Genomic DNA, 19,527 nt, shown 5'->3' on the forward strand with positions numbered 1-19,527 from the left:
CGCCCGCGGGGACGGCGCGGGGCGCGCGGGGCGGGGGTCGGTCAGACGCTCGAACCCGGTTCGAGCCGGGCGCCGGCGTCCACGACCGATCCGCCGGAGATGCGGCTGTCGCGCCCGACCAGCGCGATGTCGGCGTCGCGGACGCGGGTGGCCGCCGGGGTGGCACCGACCTGGGCGCCGCGTCCGACCCAGGTGGACTCGTCCAGGATGGCGGTGCGGACGTGGGCGTCCCCGCAGACGCGGACGTGGGCACCGAGAATGCTGTCCCGCACCACCGCCCCCGCCTCGATGACGACGCCCGGGCCGAGCACCGAGCGCACCACCTCGCCGCGCACGACGCAGCCCGGCGACAGCAGGCTGTCGGTGACGTCGCCCTCCGCGCGGACCATCGCGGGCGGCAGCTCCGGCCAGCGCGAGCCGATGGGGTAGCCGGGGTCGTCGAAGACGTCGACCCGCCCGGCCAGCACGTCGCGGTGGGCCTGGTAGTACTCCTCGGGGCGGCCGAGGTCGCGCCAGTAGTGGCCGATCGGGTGCGCGAACGTCTTGCCGCGGGCGACCAGGGCCGGCACCAGGTGCTCGCCGAAGTCACCCAGCCGCGAGCCCTCGTCGTCGCACCCCTCGTCCGCGGCCTCGTCGTTGTCGTGCGCATGGGCCAGCTCGTGCCGCAGCCGGGTCAGCTCGCTGAGGAGCACCTCGGGGTCGTAGACGAAGATCTCGGTGGCGACGGTGCGCCCCTCGGGCTCGTCGGGCTTGTAGTCGAACCCCGTGACGCGGCGGTCGTCGCCGACCTGGACGACGGCCTTGGTGGAGGCCTGGGTCGCGGTCGCCTGCGCGGTGACGATGGTGCACTCGGCACCGCGTTCGAGGTGGTCCGCGATGACGTCCGCGAGGTCGAGCCGGAAGACGTGGTCGGCGCTCATCACGATCACGACGTCGGCCTCGAAGTCGCGGATCTGGCCGGCGACCTGGACGAGATTGTCGGCATTGCCGCTCGCGAAGCCCGATTCGCTGCTCGCCCGGCCCTGCTCGGGCACGAGCCGACGGTAGCCGCCGCGGGTGCGGTCGAGGTTCCAGGGCCGGCCGTGGCCGATGTGGTCGTCGAGCGTCGAGGCCAGGTAGGCCACCGAGACCCACACGTCGGCGATTTCCGCGTTGGCGAAGCTCGACAGGGCGAAGTCGATGAGCTTGTACGAACCGGCGAAGGCCAAGGCAGGCTTGGCGCGCTCCCGGGTCAGCACGTCCATCCGGCTGCCGCTGCCGCCCGCCTGCACGATGCCGAGTACCCGTCCGAAGCCACGCATGGGTTCCAGATTAGGCGGTTGCCCCTCACGGGGACGCCCCGCCGCCCGGACGCCGCCGCTCAGCCCCGCAGCTCCAGCAGCGCCTGGGGGATCTCCCCGGGGAGCTCGCTGGCCAGGTAACCGGTGGCCCCGTAGCGGGAGGCGAGGCGTCCGCCGACGGTGCCGTGCAGGTAGGACGCCCACACGGTCGCCTGCGCCGGGTCGGCACCCCGGGCGCACAGGCCGAGGATGGTGCCGGACTTCACGTCGCCCGAGCCGCTCACACCCAGGCCGGCGTTGCCCTCGTCGGTGCGCCACAGGCGGCCGTCGGGGGTGCCGATCCACGTGCTGCTCGACCCCGAGGTCACCACCGCGCCCGTCTTCTCCGCCAGGCGGAGCACGGCGGCGGCGGGGGTGTCCTCCACCTCGTCGGGGTCCTCGCCGAGGGTCAGGGCCAACTCGTTCAGGTTGGGCGACAGCACCAACGAGCCGAACCGGCCACCACGGGAGAGATCCTCGGTCAGCCAGGCCAGGGCGAGGGCGTCCAGCACCACGATCTCGGGCAGGTGGTCGGCGATGGCCTCGACCAATGCGGGTGCGCCGCGGGCGTCCAGCATGCCGGGGCCGACGAGCGCGGCGTCCACCTTCTCCGCGCAGGTCTCCACCGCGGCAGCGGCCGCGGGCGTCAGGTCACCCTGCGGGGAGTGCGGCGCCCCGCGCACCAGCGACTCCGGCATGGCCACCGCCAACGCGACGGCGACGGGCTCGGGCACCACGAGCTGCACCTTGCCGGCACCCGCGCGCATCGCCGCGCGCGCCGCCAGCAGCGCCCCGCCCGGGTTCGGCACACTGCCGCCCACCACGAGGGCGCGGCCGCGGGAGTTCTTGTTGTCCGCTCCGTGCGGCAGCGGCCAGTCGCGCAGGACGGCGGGCGTGACGACGGTGGCGGACCCGGCGATGTCGGGCATCAGGACGCCCCGGCGGCGCGGTCGGGGGCGTCGGCGTCCGGCTCGCGGGCCGCGCCCTCCTCGTGCGTGACGTCCGCACCACCCTCCTCGACGGCGGAGGTGTCGTCCCGCGTCACCAGGGTGAGCGCACCGTCGGTCAGCACGTAGCGGGTCATCGAGCAGTTCGCGATCGGCTCCTCCTTCTGCAGCGCGACCACGCGGGCGGCGTCCAGCCCCTCGATCACGTAGCGGAACGCCATGATCACGGCCTCATGGCTGAACAGCCACACCCGCTCGCCGGGGTAGCGGGCCTGCAGCTCGAGCAGCAGGCTGCGGATGCGCAGGACGACGTCGGCCCAGCTCTCGCCACCCGGCGGGCGGTAGTAGAACTTGCCGACGCGGTCGCGCCGGTCGGACTCCTCGGGGTGGTCGGCCTTGATGCCGTACCAGGTGATGCCGTCAAAGATGCCCAGCTCGCGCTCGCGCAGCCGCTCGTCGAGCAGGACGTCGATCGGGTGCTGCGCGAGGGCGCGCTCGGCGGTGGAGCGCGCGCGGCGGTAGGGGGAGCTGACGACGACCGTGGGGCGCTCGTCCTCCGGGAGGGACGCGACCCGCTCACCGAGGGCGTCCGCCTGGGCCTCACCCTCCTCGGAGAGGGCGATGTCCTCGTCGCTGTCGGTGACGTCGAGGCGGTGGGCCTTGGCGGCGATCGCGGCGCGGTCGGCGACGTTGCCGAGGCTCTCGCCATGACGGACCAGGACCAGCTCGACGGGGCCGTGGGCCGTGCCCTCGCTGGCGACCGTTTCGGGGCTCATGGGGGTTCCTTTCGGTGTCAGTGCTTGCCAGCACAGCCTAGGCATGGCGCGCCCCGGGCGGGTGTGTTCCGCGCGTCCCGGGGGGTTCGGATCAGGTGGCCGCGGGTTCCGGCGCGTCCTCGGGGGACGCGGCGGCCGCGAGAGACGCGTCGCGCCGGGCTGCCGCCCGCCGGGACAGGCGTTCGACCACGGGGCTCAGGAAGAGCACGAAGAGGGCGAAGTAGTTGATCTGCGGGGCGATCATCGCGATGACGAAGGCCAGTCCGAACAGCGCCGCGACGGCCGCGTTGGCCCAGACCCTGGCCCGGGGCAGCGGGTGGCCCGGCTCCTGGATCTCGGGGTGGGCGTGGACGTGCGCGACCAGCAGTGTGAGGACGACGGCGCTGACCGTCATGGTGCCGATGTAGAGCCCGATGACCGAACGTGTGCTCGGCAGGCTGTAGACCATCGCGCTGGGCAGTTGGAGGAAGCAGATCGTGAACATCCAGGCGAAGTTCAGCCCGACGAGGCGCCGGGTGTAGGCGCGCACGTGCTCGAACAATCGGTGGTGCTCGGCCCAGAACGACGCCACGACGCCGAAGCTGACGGCGAACCCGATCAGCTGGGGCAACCCCACCTCCAGCCACTCGCCGCCGGTCATGTGCTCGGCGGCCGCCTCCGGAATGGACTCCAGGAGGGGCAACACGAGCAGCGTCATCGCAATCGCGACGACCGCGTCTTGAAGAACTTGATGCGCTCGGCGCTGAAGAGCTCGGGGGTCCCGGAAGCGGTGGGGGCGGTGGCGTCGTCCATGGCCGGCAATCTAAGTCAGGAGGAGGGGGTCGGCCCAGAGCTGTCCACCGCCGTTCACGTCACCCCTTGTCAGGGGGTGCGGCGATTCGCCATGCTGGAGCTCCACCTGCGGAGGAGGCGGCCATGACCGGACGTGACAGCGAGGCATGGGCCGACGGGCCCGCCACGGACCAGGAACTCGGGATGGGCGGCGACACAGCGCCGGCCGCTCGCCGAACGGATGCGGATCTGCCCGACCCCCTGGTGGGTGATGAGGACGTCACCGCCGCGGATCAGGACGACGCCGAGGACGGCCTCATCGACGACGAGACCGGTCACGGCGACGGAGGCCCCCTCGGCAAAGAGGTCTGAGGGCTCCTCAGCGCCTCAGACGTCGCGGCGGAAGTCCGCCGTGCGCGTCTGGGCGGTGTCGGCCAGCGGAGCGGTGTCCGCGTGGCTGTCGGGAACCGCGTCGCGCCCGAAGCCGGCGTCGTCGACGCGGGCATTGTGGTCGGCGTGCGCGAAGCGCTCCAGGTACTCCGGCTGACGGCGCACGAACGCGGCGCGCTCCCCGGTCGGCGCCTCACCGCCCGGCAGATCGGCGTCCTCGCCGAGGCGGACGGTCTCGATCGTGAGATGACGGGCCTCCGGGGACAGCCCGGCCCACCAGGCTGCGTCGTCGTCGTGGCCGGGTTCGTACGCGGTGCTCATGCCGGCCAGTCTAGGACCGCGAGAACCCGCCGGGGGGCGCCGTCACCCTCCGGTACCCGGGGTGGGCGACGAAAACATGACACTCGATTGCACGACGGTCGGCCGCTGAGCGTGCCCGTGCGCACGCACATGAATCGAGTGTCATGTTTTCGTCGCGGCAGCCCCGGTCCTCCGCCGAGTCCCCGGCGCGGCGAAGAGGGGCCATCCCAGCCGAGATGGCCCTGATCCCCGCCGGTCCCGGCGCCAGCCCAGGCCGGGGGACTAGGGTCGATGGGGAAACCGACGAGAGGATGCACGATGCAGTACACCCAACTCGGCCGCACAGGTCTGACGGTCTCCCGGCTCGTTCTCGGCACCATGAACTTCGGCCCGCACACCGATGAGTCCGACGCCCACGCCATCATGGACGCCGCGCTCGACGCGGGGATCACCTTCTTCGACACCGCCAACGTCTACGGCGGCGCGGAGCATCGAGGCTGGACGGAGGAGATCATCGGCCGCTGGTTCGCCGCCTCGGCCCGACGCGACGAGATCGTGCTCGCCACCAAGGTGTACGGAGAGATGACCAAGCGACCCAACGAGTCCAAGCTCTCGGCGTTCAACATCCGCCGCGCCGTCGACGCCTCGCTGAAGCGGCTGCAAACCGACCACATCGACCTCTACCAAATGCACCACGTCGACCGGAACACGCCGTGGGACGAGATCTGGCAGGCCATGGACACCCTGGTCGCCCAGGGCAAGATCACCTACGTCGGCTCGTCGAACTTCGCGGGCTGGCACATCGCCGCCGCCTCCGAGGCGGCCCGCGCCCGGCACGGCCTCGGGTTGGTCAGCGAGCAGTCGCTGTACAACCTGACGGCCCGCACCATCGAGCTCGAGGTGCTCCCGGCGGCGCGCCACTACGGCCTGGGCGTCATCCCCTGGTCGCCGCTCGGTGGGGGCCTGCTCGGTGGCGTCCTCAAGAAGGCCGCCGAGGGCCGCCGCAGCGCCGAGCGGATGGCGAAGGAGGTGGAGGAGAAGCGTGAGCAGCTCCAGCGCTGGGAGGACTTCTGCGACGACCGTGGCCAGCAGCCCGGTGACGTGGCCCTCGCGTGGCTGCTCCACCAGGACGGGGTGACCGGCCCCATCGTCGGCCCGCGCACGATGGAGCAGCTCGAGGGCAACCTCCGTTCGCTCGACATCGAGCTGGACGACGACGCCCTGGCCGAGCTCGACGACATCTTCCCCGGGCCGGGTGGCGCCGCTCCGGAGGCCTACGCGTGGTGACCGCCCGCCGGGCCGTCGTGGTCAGCGGCTCGGGCCGGTACGCCGACCCCTGGCACCCCTTCGGCGAGACCTCGGCGGCGCTCGCCGAGATCGCCCGCGAGCTGGGGTGGGAGGCCGAGGTCCGGCCGAGCGAGCCGGCGTCCCTGCTCGACCTCGGCGGTGTCGACGTCGTGGTGGTGAACTCCGGCGGCGGCGATCCGGACGCCCCACCCGCGCCCGACGCCGCGTGGGCGCAGGCCCATGCGGCGCTGGGCCGGTTCGTCTCCGCCGGCGGCGGGCTGCTGGGCGTCCACACCGCGGCCAACACCTTTTCCGACTGGCCGGCGTGGCCGTCGGTGCTGGGCGGGCGCTGGGTGCGCGGGGAGTCGTGGCACCCGGAGCGGTCGCTCGCCACATTCGAGGCGGTTCCTGGCACGGCCAACCACCCCCTCCTGGCGGGCATCGACCCGCCGGTGGGGCTGCCCGCGCTGACGGACACCCCCTGCATCACCTGCTTCGACGAGCGCTACAGCCGGCTGACGCTGGCGGCGGCGTCCGAACCGGTGCTGCGGCACGAGTTGGGGGAGGCGTACGAGACGTGCGCCTGGACGCTCGGCCGCGTGGTGTACGACGGGCTCGGCCACGACGCCCGCTCCTATGAGTCCGCCGCGCGACGCCGGTTCGTCGCCAACGCGCTGCAGTTCGTCGCCGCCCGGTGAGGGTGCGTCGCCCGGCGGAGGGACAGGGGGCGGGCGTCACCCCCATTAGGCTGGAGCCATGGACTGGGACGACTGGAACGCAGCCCTCTTCGATCTGGACGGGGTGCTGACCCCGACCACCGATCTGCACCGGCGCGCGTGGGGCGAGATGTTCACCGCCTTCGGTGAGCGGCACGGCCTCGCGGAGCCGTACACCGAGGACGACTACTACGCCCACGTCGACGGCAAGCCGCGCTTCGACGGGGTGCGGGCGTTTCTCGCCTCCCGGGGCGTCCGGCTGGCCGAGGGCGGCGTGGACGACGGGCCGGAGGCCCAGACCGTCCACGGCTTGGGCAACGCCAAGCAGGAACTCTTCAACGACCTGCTCACCTCCGGTGGCATGGATCCCTACCCCGGCACCCTCGACCTGCTCGACGACCTGGCGGCGCGCGGGGTCGCGCGGGCCGTCGTGTCGTCTTCGCGCAATGCCACGGCGGTGCTCGCCGCGGCGGGGCTCTCCGACCGGTTCGCGTTCGTCGTCGACGGCAACGTCGCGGCCGAGCGAGGCCTGCCCGGCAAGCCCGATCCGGCCACCTTCCTCGCCGCCGCCACGCAGCTGGACATCCCGGTCGCCCGGTGCGTCGTGCTGGAGGACGCCCTCGCCGGCGTCGCGGCGGGCCGTGCCGGCGGGTTCGGACTCGTGATCGGCGTCGACCGCGGCGCGGGGGCGGACGCCCTGCGTGGCGCCGGGGCCGACATCACCGTCAGCGACCTCACGCAGTTGCTGGAGGATCGACGTTGACCCGTCACCCCGCCGGCCCCGACCCGCTCGACCGGCTCCGCTTCCCTGCCGACCCCTGGCGCCTCGTGGAGCGGGAGTACCGCTCCGACCACGATCACCTCGGCTGGTCCGAGACCGTGTTCGCCGTCGCGAACGGCTACCTCGGCATGCGCGGTACGCCCGTCGAGGGCCGGGACGCCCACACCCACGGCACGTTCGTCAACGGCTTCCACGAGACCTGGCCGATCCGTCACGCCGAGAACGCCTTTGGCTTCGCGCGCACCGGCCAGACGATCGTCAACGTGCCGGACTCGACCGTGATGAAGCTCTACGTCGACGACGAGCCGCTCGTGCTGTCGACCGCGGAGTTGGAGCAGTACGAGCGGGCGCTGGACTTCCGCGACGGCGTCCTGCGCCGCTCCATCGTCTGGCGGACGCCGGCCGGCAAGCGGGTGCAGATCACGGCCGAGCGCATGATCTCGATGACCGACCGCCACCTTGCGCTGATGGTGCTCGAGGTCACGCTGCTCGACGGCGACGCCCCGGTGGTGATCAGCTCCCAGGTGCTGAACCGGCAGGGTGGACGCACCGAGATGGATCCCACCGGGCAGGGGGCCATGAGTGACCCGCGCCGTTCCAGTGGCAACGGCCGCGTGCTGCACAGCGAGAACCACTGGCACAGTGAGCGCCGGATGCTGCTGGGGTTCCGCACCAAGAACTCGCAGATGACGCTGGCCGTCGGGGCCGACCACACGATCGACACCGACAACGAGTACGAGGCGCTCATGGCCACCGAGCCCGACGTGGGCAAGCGTGTCTACCGGGTGGACGCCAAGGCCGGCCAGACCATCCGGGTCACCAAGGCCGTGGCTTACCACACGTCGCGCGTGGCCCCCGTCCGGGAGCTCTTCGACCGCTGCCGCCGGACGCTGGACCGCGTGCGTGAGCGATCGGCGTCCAGCTACTTCGAGAGCCAGCGCGCCTGGTTCGACGAATTCTGGACCTACGCCGACATCGAGCTGCCCGGGCAGCCGGCTGAGCAGCAGGCCGTGCGGTGGAGCCTGTTCCAGCTCGCGCAGGCGGCCGCGCGCACCGACCAGTTGGGCATTGCGGCCAAGGGGCTCACCGGTGACGGGTACGAGGGGCACTCCTTCTGGGACACCGACATCTACGTCGTCCCGTTCCTCGCCTACACCCATCCGCGGCTGGCCCGCAACGCCCTGCGCTTCCGCATCGGCCTGCTCCCCGCGGCGCGACGCCGTGCGCGGGAGCTGAACCAGCGCGGGGCCCTCTTCCCGTGGCGGACGATCAACGGCGAGGAGGCGTCCGCCTACTACGCGGCCGGCACCGCGCAGTACCACATCGACGCCGACGTGGCGCACGCCCTCCTCACCTATGCCCGCGCCAGCGGTGATGTCGAATTCCTGCATGGAGATGGCGTCGAGGTGTTGGTCGAGACGGCCCGCATGTGGGCCGACCTCGGGTTCTGGCGCGAGAGCGACGAGGGGCGCTGGTTCCACATCCACGGAGTCACGGGCCCCGACGAGTACACGACGGTCGTCGACAACAACCTGTTCACCAACGTCATGGCCCGGGCGAATTTGCGCGAGGCGGCGTCCGTCGTGCACCAGCTCGCCGAGGACGACCCGGACGCCCACGCCCGCCTGTGCGGGCGGCTGGGCCTCGGATCTCACGAGGTGGCGGAGTGGGAGGCGTGCGCCGAGCGCATGGTGATTCCCTTCGACGCGCGTCAGGGGATCCACCCCCAGGACGAGCACTTCCTGAGCCGGGAGTTGTGGGACGTGCCCAACACCCCGGACGACAAGCTGCCGCTGCTGCTGCACTTCCACCCGCTCGTCATCTACCGGTTCCAGGTGCTGAAGCAGGCCGACGTGGTGCTTGCGCTGTTCCTGCAGGGCGACCAATTCTCCGCAGCGGAGAAGAAGGCCGACTTCGACTACTACGACCCGATCACCACAGGCGACTCGTCGCTCTCGGCCGCCGTGCAGGCGATCATGGCGGCCGAGGGCGGGTACCCCGACCTCGCGCTGCGGTACTTCTGGTCGAGCCTGTACGTCGACCTGGCCGATCTGCACGCCAACGCCGTCGACGGCGTCCACATCGCCGCGGCGGGCGGCACCTGGGCCGCGTTGGTGCACGGCTTCGCCGGCATGCGCGACCACGGCGGACGCCTCACCTTCGACCCGCGTCTGCCGGGGGAGTGGGAGGGGCTGCGCTTCAGCCTGCGGCTCCGGGGGCAACGGCTCGGGGTCGACCTGGCGCCGGACGCCATCACCTTCGACGTGACCGGTGACGCGCCGGTTCCGCTCGCGGTGCGCGGGGTGGCCCACGTCGTCGAGCCCGGGACGCCCCTGCGCGTGGCGTTGGCCGACCAGGGCCCCGTCCGCCGGGCACCGTCCGAGGTCGGCCCCGGCGTCCGCGCCGACGGGTCGACCATCGTGGCCAACGTGCCCACCGTGCCCGCCGACGAACCGGTCGTGCACGCCTGAGCGCTGCGGGGGGCCCTCGCTGTCGGCAACCCATGCACACGCATGGGTTGTCGACGGCACAGCGCAGATCTGCGTCGACAACCCGTGCACAAGCCCGGGTTGTCGACGCTGCGGCGCCCGGTCCGCCGTCGAGGTGCGATCACCGAAGCGGCTCCACAGCAACTGGAACGTTGTCGACAACGTTTGACAGCAATCGCTGCGACGGCCGACTTTGTTGCCTGGGTGAACACTCGCACGTCGACGCACCACTCCCGTGCCGTCACGAGAGAAAGCCGAAGTTCGCCGTAGAACTACATGCTGGGTTTGCTCGAGACTCGCAGCCCTGGCCACAGGGTTCCGCGTCGATGACACAAGCGGATTCGTCCGGTGCCATGGCGCGTCGACAACCCAGGCACATGTGGCCCTTGTCGTCGCCCAGGGGTGTGAACGTGTCGAGTACCCATGCACATGTCGGACTTGTCGACGCCGGCGGGCGCTGGGTGCCCGTCCGGAGCTGGCCGCCTCCCTACCGCATCTGGCGCCACCCCATCCCAGCCCGACGACCCTGCCGGTGCAACGCTGGGGTCGTCGGTTCCGGACAGGGAGGTGACCGGTCCGGCAGGGAGGTGACCGGTCCGGCAGGGAGGTGGCCACTCCGGCAGGGAGGCAACCACTCCGGCAGGGAGGCAGAGATCGCCGGCGGGGGTGGGGCGTCGCGGCTCTTGCCAGGTCAGCTTTGGGCGATGGCTGCAGCCCCACAACGCACCACGCCCCGGCCGAACCGAAGTTCGACCGGGGCGGGCCCTTTGGGAGGGCTCAGTATGCACCGCTGGAGCCGAGGACGGCCTTGGCGGTGCGGGCCATGATGGTCACGTCCTGCATGAAGCACCAGTTGTCGACGTAGTAGAGGTCGAGGCGCACCGTCTCCTCCCACGACAGGTTGGAGCGGCCGGAGACCTGCCACAGGCCGGTCAGCCCGGGCCGCACGTCGAGGCGGCGGCTCGTGTCCTGGTCGTAGCGGGCCACCTCGGTGGGCAGCGCGGGGCGGGGGCCTACGAGGCTCATGTCGCCGCGCAGGACGTTCCAGAACTGCGGCACCTCGTCGATGGAGAAGCGGCGGATGAACGAGCCCACCTTGGTGATGCGGGGATCCTTGGCCATCTTGAACAGGACGCCCGCGCCCTGGTTCTGCTGCATGAGCTCAGCCTTGCGCGCTTCGGCGTCCACGACCATCGAGCGGATCTTGAGGCAGTTGAACAGCTCGCCGTTGCGTCCCACGCGCACCTGGCTGAAGAGCACGGGGCCCCCGTCTTCGATCTTGACCGCCAGAGCGACCAGCGCCAGGATCGGCGACGCGAGCAGCAGGAACAGGGCGGAACCGACCACGTCGAAGAGGCGCTTGACCCACCGGCCCGCCTGCTGGGCCTGGGGCCGGTCGATCATGACCAGCGGCAGACCTGCGATGGGGCGCGGCGTGATGCGCTCGGCGCTGATGTCGGTCATGGCCGGGACGACCATCATCTCGACGTCCATCTGCTCGAGCTGCCACGCGGTGCGCCGGAAGCTGTTGCTGCCCTCGGGGAAGGCGCCCTCGGTGAACACGACGCCGTACATGTCGGTGCCGCGCACGATGTTGGCCACATCGTCGACGCGGCCCAGGACGGGCAGGCCGGCCGGGGTCTCGTCGACCGCGTCCGCCGTCAGCGCGCCCACGACGCGGTAGCCGAGCCAGCGCTCGCGGCGCAGGACGTTGGAGATCTCGTCCACCGACGTCGGCGAGCCGGCCACGATGATGGGCGATTGCAGGTGCCCGCGGCGGCGGGCGTTGTTCATCACCTGGCGGCGCAACAATCGTCCGAGCAGCAACAGCGGCACGCCGACGATGAAGAGCAGCAGGAAGAATCCGCGGGCGAAATCATTCTGGGTCAGGTAGCAGAACGTGCCGATCACACCGAAGAGCAGGGCACTGGCGCTGATGACGCGGCGGTACTCCTCGGTGCCGGACTGCAGCAGCTGGAGCCCGTAGGAGCCCATCACCCACAGGGTGACGAGCCAGCCGGCGGCGATGCTGGCGTAGTGCCAGCCGGTGACCTCGCCGCTCACGGTGTGGATGTACAGGTCCATCCCGAAGCGGCCGACAGCGGCCAGCGTCACGGAGACGGCGATGATGATGAGATCGATGGCAGCGAGCGCGGACTTGCGAAGTGCCTTGCTCGGCCACAGCAGGCGGGCGTCGAGCTGACGTAGCCAGCGTGACTGGCCCGACTTCCCCCGGACTGATGCGGTCGTCATGAAATTGGATTCCCCCCCAAAATTGAGAACTGCCCCCCAGCAACTCTCCGCGAACGATTCTTTCACGCACCCACTGGGGGAGCAAACTGTTTCCACCAGTTGGGCAGGGCGCGGCAACACGTGGCAACCGGGCCTGGATCTGTGGGACGGCGCCCGTCGGATTGACGGACGGTCCCGTCCGACAGCAAGCTTGGCTCGTCCCGCGCCACAGCGGAAGACCTCAGGCGGGTGACCGACGTCGCCGCTCGCTGAATCCCCCTGCGAGGCACGCCGCGCGTGTGAAAAGTGATGAATGTGAAGGAGCCCCCCCGTATGCACATCGGCCTGATCGGCACCCGCGGCGTCCCGGCCCGGTACGGCGGTTTCGAGACGGCGATCGAGGAGGTTGGCTCACGCTTGGCGGACGCCGGGCACCGGGTGACGGTGTTCTGCCGTCACGGCGACCCCGCCCAGCGCGAGCACAAGGGCATGGAGCTGGTGCACCTGCCGGCCGTGCGTCGTCGGAGCCTCGAGACGCTCTCCCACACGGCGTTGTCCCTTCTCCACCCGGTCATGGGGTCGCTCGACTGCGCCATCGTCTTCAACGCCGCCAACGCCCCGTTGCTGCCGCTCATCCGCGCGCGGCGCATCCCGGTGGCCACGCACGTGGACGGTCTGGAGTGGCGCCGCGCGAAGTGGGGGCCCACCGGGCGTCGCTACTACCAGCGCGCCGAGGCGCTGGCGGTGCGTTGGTCGGACGCCCTCATCGCCGATGCCCAGGGCATCGCGGACTACTACCGCATCGAGTTCGGTGCCGACACCCGCCTCATCGCCTACGGGGCCCCGATCCTGGCCGAGCCGGGGGCCGACCGGCTCGCGACCCTGGGCCTGGAGCCCGGTGAATACCATCTCGTCGTGGCCCGGTTCGAGCGGGAAAATCATGTGCTCGAAATCGTGCGTGGTTATGCGGCGAGTTCGGCGCGGCGCCCCCTCGTCGTCGTGGGTAGTGCACCCTACTCCGACGACTACACGAACGCCGTGCACGCAGCGGCTGACGATCGCGTCCAGTTCCTGGGCGGGGTGTGGGACCAGATTCAGCTCGACCAGCTGTACGGCAACGCTCTCACCTACCTGCACGGCCACTCGGTGGGGGGCACCAACCCCTCGTTGCTGCGCGCCGGCGGTGCCGGGGCGCCCGTCATCGCCTTCGACGTCCCCTTCAATCGCGAGGTCGTGGACGGTGATGGTGAGTTCTTTGCCGGATCCGAGGCCGTGGCCCGGCTCGTCGAGCAGGCCGAGGCCGATGTGGACGCCACCGTGGCTCGCGGGCACCGCCTGCGCGAGCGCATCGGGCGTTACGACTGGGATGTCGTGGCAGACGAGTACGAGGCGCTCTGCCGGGACCTGGCCGAAGGTCGGCTCCGCGGCAAGCGACCCTCGGGCAGGCGGCTGCTGAGCCCCGACGAGCTCGAACGCGCCTTCCCCAGCCGGCCGCACCCCGAGCCTGTCTGAGTCCTGATCCACCGTCTGTGTTTTCTGGGGTTGCCCTTGGCCGTCTTGAGATGTCTGAGAAGCGGAAGTAGTACGACCGGGAGTTCCTAGAGGGTGCTGTCCGGATCGTCGAAGAGACCGGGAACCTCATCGCGCGACCTGGGCGCGGTTGAGGGCACGCTGGGTAACTGGGTCGGGCCCGGGAGGCGCGTGGGGGGTCACCGCGAGCTGACGAGGGACCGCCACGGGGAGCTCAAGCGGCTCCATGCTGAGATTGCTGAGGGTGACGTCTTGGCGCACGGCGCGGGCATCCCGCTATTCGTCGGTGCCCCGCGCTTGTTGGAGAACGTGGGGAACGCTGGTCCCCTCGCGGCTCCTGCTGCTCGTGCTCTGGTACCTCTGGGGGCGCCCCGCCTGCCGTTCGGGTGCCGTGGAAGCTCCGAGGGTTAGGATGAGCCACTATGCGTGAACCGGAGGGCGACGGAGCCGTCGCCGCGCCTGCGGGGTCGGGGCAGGCCCACGGCGCCATCGTGGTGGTCAACTACGGCGCTTCCGCGCTAATCGCGGCCAATCTCACCCCGCAGGCCGTCCAAGCGAGCGGGTGTTTGGTCGTCATTACCGACAACTTCTCCTCTGCCGGGGAACGAGACGCCATCCAGCGCCTGTGCGCCGAACGGGGCTGGCATCTGGTCTCGAGCGCGGGCAACGATGGCTTCGGAGCTGGCGTGAACCGAGGCGTCGAGGCCGCGATTGCCCTGGGCGCGACCACCTTTGTAGCCCTGAACCCGGATGTGGAGGCGCGGGGGCCCACGCTCCGCCGGCTCGTCGAGCGCGTCGAGCAGTCCCCGTCCTGCATCCTCACGCCCATCATCAAGGACTCTTCCAAGCGCGTCGTGTTCGAGGGCACACAGGTGAACCGGGGGACCGGCGCGATCAGGAGGGGATGGCGCCCGGACGATGACGATCCTGAGTGGGCGAACTGGCTCTCCGGTGCGTGCCTCGTGTTCAGTGATCGCGTCTTCCGCGTGTTAGGCGGGTTCCGCGAAGACTACTTCCTGTACTGGGAGGACGTGGACTTCAGCCGGCGCGCAGCCGAGGCCGGGTTCAGCCTGTCCGTCGCTCGCGACGAGCAGGTGATCCATGACGAGGGGGGCACGCAGCGCAAGTCGGGGTCGCGCGCCAAGTCGGACCTCTACTACTACTACAACGCCCGAAACCGCCTGGTGTTCGCTGTGGACCACGTCTCCGGTGATCGGCTCCACTTTGCGTTGAGCACCCCGCGCGAGTCACTGGCGATCTGGCTGCGGGGTGGTCGCCGGCAGTTGCTCACCCAGCCGTCCGGGGTGTGGGCGACGGCCAAGGGCGCGGCGTCCGGCCTCCTCTACTTCGGGCGCACGCGCCCCCCACGCATGGCGCCCGATCGAGGTGTGTCGGCCGAGGCGTCCCGGACGATTCTCGTCGCCCATCCCAGCCCCGACCTCTATGGGTCCGACCGGGTACTGCTGGAGTCGGTGGCCGGCATGGTCGAGGCGGGACATCGCGTCGTTGCGGTCCTCCCACAGGATGGCCCCCTGGTTCTCGAGTTGCAGCGGCACGGTGCCGAGGTGGTCTTCTGTCCCGCGCCTGTCCTGCGCAAGAGTGCGCTGAGTCCGACGGGGTTCGCGCGCTTGCTGAAGGAGACCGCCGCCGCCCTGCCGCGAGCGCGGCGCGCCTTGCGCGAGACGAGCGCCGACGTCCTCTTCGTCAACACGATCACCAACTTCGTGTGGCTGGCGGTCGGTCGCAGCGCCGGTGTGCGCGTCGTGTGCCACGTCCATGAGGCCGAGCGGTCCGCCGCCACGCTCGTGCGCAAGGGCCTGTACGCCCCCCTACTGGTCGCTCACCAGCTCGTGGTCAACAGCAGCTTCGGCCTTCGCGTGATCGCGGACACGTGGCCGGCGCTGGCGAAGAGGGCCACGATCGTGATGAACGGCGTCCCGGGGCCGACGTCGCCGTCCCTGCCGCGCGCCGAGCTCGATGAGGTTCAGCTCCTGTTCATCGGCCGGCTCTCTCCGCGCAAGGGCCCGCAGGTGGCGCTGGAGGCGCTCCGAATCCTGCTGGGCGAGGGACGCCGCGCGCACCTGTCGATACTCGGAGCGGTCTTCGAAGGATATGAGTGGTTCGAGCGAGAACTGCGTGACTTTGTGGACGCCTACGGCCTGTCCGACAACGTGACGTTCCTCGGGTTCCACCCTGAGGTCTGGGAACACCTGGACTCGGCCGATATCGTCCTGGTCCCGTCGACGGTCGACGAACCGTTCGGCAATACCGCCGTCGAGGCGATGCTGGCGCAGCGTCCGTTGGTGGTTTCCGCCACGAGCGGTCTGCTCGAGGCGGCCGACGGATACGACACCGCGCGACGCGTACCGCCCTCCGATGCCCGCGCCATCGCCGGCGCGGTCGAGGACCTGCTCAAGCACTGGGGTGATGTCCGCCGGCAGACCGAGACGGACCGCGAACGCGCCTTGGCCAAGCACGCACCCAGTGTCTATCGGCGTGCCCTGGTCGCGTGCCTGTTCCCGAATTCCGCCGACCCCATGGAGGCAGCGCGCTATGTCGCCTGATCGTCAACCCCTGATCGACGCGGACGCCCCCTGGGGGAAGGTGCGGGACGCGCTCCGAGGCGTCCAGAAGAGCAATCGCAACGCCCCCGCGTACTCGCGCTGGGTGAACCGTCCCCTGGGCCGGATCTTCGCGGCGACGGCCTACAAGTTGGGCCTCTCGCCGAACGCCGTCACGGCGATCAGCGCCGTCTTCACGTTCACCGGCATCGGATTGCTGGCCTCGGCGAAGCCGAGCGTGATCGTCGGTGTCACGATCGCGGTGCTTCTGGTATTGGGCTACGCCTTGGACTCGTCCGACGGACAGGTCGCGCGTCTCCGCGGCGGCGGATCGTTGGCCGGGGAGTGGCTCGACCACGTCGTCGACTCGGTCAAGACCGGCAGTATGCACCTCGCAGTGGCCGTCATGTGGTTCCGGAACCTGGGTGGCTGGCCCGCGGAGAGCACACTCGTCCCGCTGGTGTTCACACTCCAGGCGACAGTCTGGTTCTTCGCGATCATCGCCACGGACCTCCTGATGCGCAACGCCGGTGCCAAGAACGTCACGCTGGCGGCGGAGGAGGGAAAACCCTCCACGCTGAACAGTCTCCTCGGAATCCCCGCGGACTATGGGTTCCTGTGCCTGATGATGGCCCTGCTGGGATGGTTCGATGTCTGGCGCTGGCTTTACGGGCTTCTCATGACGGTGAACGTCGCGATCCTGATGATCCAGTGCGTCCGGTGGTTCCGCAGGGTGTCAGCCGTCGGGCGGTAACGCTCAGCGCACCCAGAGGACCACGTCGGTCTCAGGTCCGTCCCACTGGAACCACTTCCGGTAGCCCGCATCCACGAAGACCGACTCGTCGGCGTCCCGCTCCGGGTCGCGCACCGACCACATCGCCCAGATGCGCGAAGGCGCGCCCCGTACCGATCCCGACGATAGGGCCTCGGACGTCCCGTCCAGCGAGGCCTCCTGCGCCGGGGTTTCCCTGAGGAGGAAGTCATCCACCCCGCGGAAGCCCTTCGGATACGCGATGGAGGCCATGCGGGCCGGAGGCGAGTCACCGAAGTAGACGCCGTCGCCAGCCCGTGAGCCCTCCACCGCGGCGGCCGCATCGCGGTAGTCGTAGCCGGCTTTGGCATGGGGCGTCCGTTGGGACACCATCACGGGCAGGGTCAGGGTGAGAAGGACGAGCGCGACGACCACCCTGCCTCTGGGAATCGCCACGAGCCCAGCGGCCAAGAGCAGCGCGAACGCCGGCGCGCCGAAGGAGAAGTAGCGGGGGTGGTACACGTTGCCACCCACCATAGACAACGCCGCCACGACGATGGTGGGCACCAAGACCCAAGGCAGCCCCCAAGCAGCCACGGTTGAGCCGACCGACGGGCGCCGCCGCGCGGACCATAGGCCAATCGCCACGACGAGCCAGGATAGGGTGCCGAGCGCAAGCGCAGAACCGAGCCACAGGAGGCGTGGAACCCAGTCGTCACCGGGGGTGTCACCCAAGGTGAACTGCTTCGTCGCGACGTCCACCAGCCAGGAGAGCGGTGTGAGGGAGGCTCGTTCGCCCAGCTGCCCCCGTTGGCCGGAGGCGCGCAGGATCACGGGTGCCCCGATCAGGCCTCCCGCTGCTGCCGCGAAGCACCACAGGGCCACCCGTCGCCACGGTGTGCGCAACATCAGGAGCGTGACGCCGTGGCCCACCACTAGGAACGCCATGTAGATGTTCACCGACACGCCCAGACCAGCCATCGCCGCATAGAAGACGAGGAGTGCGGGACGTCGGGAGTCCGTCCACCGCACCAGGAGGAGGGTCGTCAGGGTTGCCACCAGGGTCCCGAGGGCCCAGGAGCGCCCCTCGATGGCCATCCAGGTGGTCCTGGGCAACGCGATGAAGGCCACGGAGGCCAGGGCCGCTGATCCACGGGACAACCACGTCCGGGCGAGGAGGTAGAGCGTAGACGCCGTCGCTGCCGAAGCCACCAGGCTCGGCAGGCGGAGCGTCAACTCGCTGTTCGGGAGCACGTCCAGCCAGACCTTCACGGTGGCGTAGTACACGCCATGAACGGCGTCGATGTTGCCGGTGAGCCGGACCAGGTCCGGCCACGACCGCCCCACCGCGCTCAGGGTCGCAGCCTCGTCAGCCCACAGCGACGGGACGCTGATCCCTGGGGCCCACCACAGGGCCGCACACAGAGCCAGCAGCACAGCTCCCTGCCACTCATGGGCACTCCGGAAGCGGCTCGCGGTCCGCGTGCGCCACGTCATCGACGGCGACTCGTTCACGACCGGCCGGGGCCCTCGGCGATCGCCGCGTCGTACCAACGCTCGACCAAGGCGGGCAGACGATCCTTGGCCCACCGGTTGTGCCGGACGCCACGAGCGCCGCCCGCTTCCTCGAGTTTGGCGGCGACGTTCGCCACGATGTCGCCTTCCAGGTCGGCGACGAAGCCGTTGGGTTCCGCCAGGACCGGGGGACCCCCCAGCGGAAGACACACAACCGGGCAGCCCACCGAACTGGCCTCCGCTGCGACCCACCCGGCTTGATCGTGCATCGACGGGAAGAGCAGGGCGTCCGCGGTCTCGAAGGCGGCCAGAACCTCGGGGCGAGGGCGGTGCCCGAGAAACGTGACGCGCTCGACGATGCCCAAGTCCCGGGCCCTCTCCTCAAGGGCCTCACGGTCGTAACCGTCACCGTAGAGCACCAGGCGCCAGGCGTCCGGCTCCGTACGCGCCAACGCATCGAGCGCGAGCCGGACGCCCTTGAGGCCGATCAGGCGTCCGACGTAGACCGCCGTTCGAGGGCGGTCCTCGCTCTGCTGTCGGGGTTCTTCGGCGTCGATCCGGTCGAGGGACGCGTTGGGGTGGACTTCCACGGTGCCGAAGCAGGCGAACCGCCGGGCGACATCGTTATTCTGGGCCACGATGAGGGCCGCCCGGCGCGCCGCAGTCTCGCCCCACAACCGACGTGGAGCCGCGGTGACCACATCGCGCACCACCTCATTGACCACCCCGCGCCAGCCCAACCAGCGGCGGAGGCGCCAGTAGGGGATCAGGCTGGCGCCTCCGACAGGCCCCCAGATGAACGGCACGCCTCGCAGGTCGGTCAGGCCGGACGGCAGCCAGTCGTTGGCGAAGGTGACGTGGTGGGCGACGTCGAAGTCCAGGCTGGCGTGCAGGCGCTTTGCCGTCTTCGCGAGGAGGCGCTGCCACAGGGCGTAGTACCAGTACATGTCCCAATCGCGACGCCACTGTCGGCGGACCCAGTCCGGAAGATCGATGTGCACCATGTGGAGCCGCTCACGAAGGAGGGGATCCTGGTCGATGGCGGCCTGGGCAGACTCCGCGAACCTTCGCCTCGTGATCACCCACACTTCGGCGTGCTGACAGGCCGCAGTCGCGAAGCCCCACCCCGCGCTCGCCTCCGGTTCCTCGAGAGGTCCACAGG

At 70.5% G+C, this 19,527-nt stretch carries 16 protein-coding genes; 8 read left to right on the forward strand and 8 right to left on the reverse strand.

The features are described from left to right. Window positions 1-41 precede the first annotated feature (41 nt). The 4 genes from PCC79_RS01715 to PCC79_RS01730 all read right to left on the reverse strand — a co-directional run bounded on the left by PCC79_RS01715 (window position 42) and on the right by PCC79_RS01730 (window position 3,739). Window positions 42-1,301, reverse strand: coding sequence for a glucose-1-phosphate adenylyltransferase family protein (locus PCC79_RS01715; protein ID WP_342372813.1), 1,260 nt, complete (start codon window positions 1,299-1,301; stop codon window positions 42-44). A gap of 59 nt (window positions 1,302-1,360) precedes the next feature. Beyond that, window positions 1,361-2,248 (reverse strand): NAD(P)H-hydrate dehydratase, encoded by an 888-nt coding sequence (locus tag PCC79_RS01720; RefSeq protein ID WP_342372814.1) that lies wholly within the window; start codon window positions 2,246-2,248, stop codon window positions 1,361-1,363. Then, window positions 2,248-3,042: a histidine phosphatase family protein gene (locus tag PCC79_RS01725; RefSeq protein ID WP_232548829.1), complete on the reverse strand. Its 795-nt coding sequence runs from the start codon at window positions 3,040-3,042 to the stop codon at window positions 2,248-2,250. The genes PCC79_RS01720 and PCC79_RS01725 overlap by 1 nt, the downstream gene beginning before the upstream one ends. A 91-nt stretch (window positions 3,043-3,133) precedes the next feature. Beyond that, entirely contained in the window at window positions 3,134-3,739 is a 606-nt protein-coding gene (locus PCC79_RS01730) for a TMEM175 family protein (protein WP_342372815.1), read from the reverse strand. Window positions 3,740-3,957: 218 nt separating this feature from the next. Here PCC79_RS01730 and PCC79_RS01735 point away from each other — a divergent pair, with 218 nt between their 5' ends. Continuing rightward, window positions 3,958-4,185, forward strand: coding sequence for a hypothetical protein (locus PCC79_RS01735; protein WP_232548831.1), 228 nt, complete (start codon window positions 3,958-3,960; stop codon window positions 4,183-4,185). 15 nt (window positions 4,186-4,200) lie between these two features. On the opposite strand, the gene PCC79_RS01740 is transcribed toward PCC79_RS01735, so the two are convergent. Then, the gene (locus tag PCC79_RS01740; protein WP_342372816.1) at window positions 4,201-4,524 is read right to left on the reverse strand and encodes a hypothetical protein; all 324 of its coding nucleotides are present in this window, start codon (window positions 4,522-4,524) and stop codon (window positions 4,201-4,203) included. 297 nt (window positions 4,525-4,821) lie between these two features. Here PCC79_RS01740 and PCC79_RS01745 point away from each other — a divergent pair, with 297 nt between their 5' ends. Genes PCC79_RS01745 through PCC79_RS01760 form a run of 4 tightly spaced genes read left to right on the forward strand, consistent with a single transcriptional unit; the run spans window position 4,822 to window position 9,758 of the window. Further along, window positions 4,822-5,790: an aldo/keto reductase gene (locus tag PCC79_RS01745; RefSeq protein WP_342372817.1), complete on the forward strand. Its 969-nt coding sequence runs from the start codon at window positions 4,822-4,824 to the stop codon at window positions 5,788-5,790. Next, window positions 5,787-6,488, forward strand: a complete 702-nt coding sequence (locus tag PCC79_RS01750) for a ThuA domain-containing protein (RefSeq protein ID WP_342372818.1) — start codon at window positions 5,787-5,789, stop codon at window positions 6,486-6,488. Before PCC79_RS01745 ends, PCC79_RS01750 begins: the two co-directional genes overlap by 4 nt. Before the next feature lie 58 nt (window positions 6,489-6,546). Further along, a complete protein-coding gene (locus tag PCC79_RS01755) occupies window positions 6,547-7,269 on the forward strand; it encodes a beta-phosphoglucomutase family hydrolase (RefSeq protein ID WP_342372819.1) in 723 nt (240 codons plus the stop codon). Continuing rightward, window positions 7,266-9,758 carry a glycoside hydrolase family 65 protein gene (locus PCC79_RS01760; RefSeq protein ID WP_342372820.1) on the forward strand — a complete coding sequence of 831 codons (2,493 nt, stop codon included), beginning with the start codon at window positions 7,266-7,268 and terminating at the stop codon, window positions 9,756-9,758. The genes PCC79_RS01755 and PCC79_RS01760 overlap by 4 nt, the downstream gene beginning before the upstream one ends. A 795-nt stretch (window positions 9,759-10,553) precedes the next feature. On the opposite strand, the gene PCC79_RS01765 is transcribed toward PCC79_RS01760, so the two are convergent. Then, a complete protein-coding gene (locus PCC79_RS01765) occupies window positions 10,554-12,029 on the reverse strand; it encodes a sugar transferase (protein WP_342372821.1) in 1,476 nt (491 codons plus the stop codon). A 312-nt stretch (window positions 12,030-12,341) separates the two neighbouring features. On the opposite strand from PCC79_RS01765, the gene PCC79_RS01770 reads away from it, so the two are divergent. The 3 genes from PCC79_RS01770 (at window position 12,342) to PCC79_RS01780 (ending at window position 16,853) form a co-directional block, all read left to right on the forward strand. Continuing rightward, complete coding sequence (locus tag PCC79_RS01770) at window positions 12,342-13,520, forward strand: DUF1972 domain-containing protein (protein ID WP_342372822.1); 1,179 nt, start codon at window positions 12,342-12,344, stop codon at window positions 13,518-13,520. Window positions 13,521-14,032: 512 nt separating this feature from the next. Beyond that, a complete protein-coding gene (locus PCC79_RS01775) occupies window positions 14,033-16,102 on the forward strand; it encodes a glycosyltransferase (protein WP_342372823.1) in 2,070 nt (689 codons plus the stop codon). Next, window positions 16,092-16,853, forward strand: coding sequence for a CDP-alcohol phosphatidyltransferase family protein (locus PCC79_RS01780; protein WP_342372824.1), 762 nt, complete (start codon window positions 16,092-16,094; stop codon window positions 16,851-16,853). The genes PCC79_RS01775 and PCC79_RS01780 overlap by 11 nt, the downstream gene beginning before the upstream one ends. A gap of 3 nt (window positions 16,854-16,856) precedes the next feature. Here the strand turns inward: PCC79_RS01780 and PCC79_RS01785 are convergent, their stop codons facing one another. Next, window positions 16,857-18,347: a glycosyltransferase family 39 protein gene (locus PCC79_RS01785; RefSeq protein WP_342372825.1), complete on the reverse strand. Its 1,491-nt coding sequence runs from the start codon at window positions 18,345-18,347 to the stop codon at window positions 16,857-16,859. Window positions 18,348-18,361: 14 nt separating this feature from the next. After that, window positions 18,362-19,369 carry a glycosyltransferase gene (locus tag PCC79_RS01790; protein ID WP_342372826.1) on the reverse strand — a complete coding sequence of 336 codons (1,008 nt, stop codon included), beginning with the start codon at window positions 19,367-19,369 and terminating at the stop codon, window positions 18,362-18,364. Between the last annotated feature and the right edge of the window lie 158 nt (window positions 19,370-19,527).

The organism is Propioniciclava soli (genome assembly GCF_038502305.1).
Classification (GTDB): domain Bacteria; phylum Actinomycetota; class Actinomycetes; order Propionibacteriales; family Propionibacteriaceae; genus Propioniciclava; species Propioniciclava soli.

Excerpts from the sequence above, each read along its gene's own strand:
- PCC79_RS01715 (WP_342372813.1), bottom strand. The coding sequence starts at position 1,301 with ATGCGTGGCTTCGGACGGGTACTCGGCATCGTGCAGGCGGGCGGCAGC.
- PCC79_RS01720 (WP_342372814.1), bottom strand. The coding sequence starts at position 2,248 with ATGCCCGACATCGCCGGGTCCGCCACCGTCGTCACGCCCGCCGTCCTG.
- PCC79_RS01725 (WP_232548829.1), bottom strand. The coding sequence starts at position 3,042 with ATGAGCCCCGAAACGGTCGCCAGCGAGGGCACGGCCCACGGCCCCGTC.
- PCC79_RS01730 (WP_342372815.1), bottom strand. The coding sequence starts at position 3,739 with ATGACGCTGCTCGTGTTGCCCCTCCTGGAGTCCATTCCGGAGGCGGCC.
- PCC79_RS01735 (WP_232548831.1), top strand. The coding sequence starts at position 3,958 with ATGACCGGACGTGACAGCGAGGCATGGGCCGACGGGCCCGCCACGGAC.
- PCC79_RS01740 (WP_342372816.1), bottom strand. The coding sequence starts at position 4,524 with ATGAGCACCGCGTACGAACCCGGCCACGACGACGACGCAGCCTGGTGG.
- PCC79_RS01745 (WP_342372817.1), top strand. The coding sequence starts at position 4,822 with ATGCAGTACACCCAACTCGGCCGCACAGGTCTGACGGTCTCCCGGCTC.
- PCC79_RS01755 (WP_342372819.1), top strand. The coding sequence starts at position 6,547 with ATGGACTGGGACGACTGGAACGCAGCCCTCTTCGATCTGGACGGGGTG.
- PCC79_RS01765 (WP_342372821.1), bottom strand. The coding sequence starts at position 12,029 with ATGACGACCGCATCAGTCCGGGGGAAGTCGGGCCAGTCACGCTGGCTA.
- PCC79_RS01770 (WP_342372822.1), top strand. The coding sequence starts at position 12,342 with ATGCACATCGGCCTGATCGGCACCCGCGGCGTCCCGGCCCGGTACGGC.
- PCC79_RS01780 (WP_342372824.1), top strand. The coding sequence starts at position 16,092 with ATGTCGCCTGATCGTCAACCCCTGATCGACGCGGACGCCCCCTGGGGG.
- PCC79_RS01785 (WP_342372825.1), bottom strand. The coding sequence starts at position 18,347 with ATGACGTGGCGCACGCGGACCGCGAGCCGCTTCCGGAGTGCCCATGAG.
- PCC79_RS01790 (WP_342372826.1), bottom strand. The coding sequence starts at position 19,369 with ATGGTGCACATCGATCTTCCGGACTGGGTCCGCCGACAGTGGCGTCGC.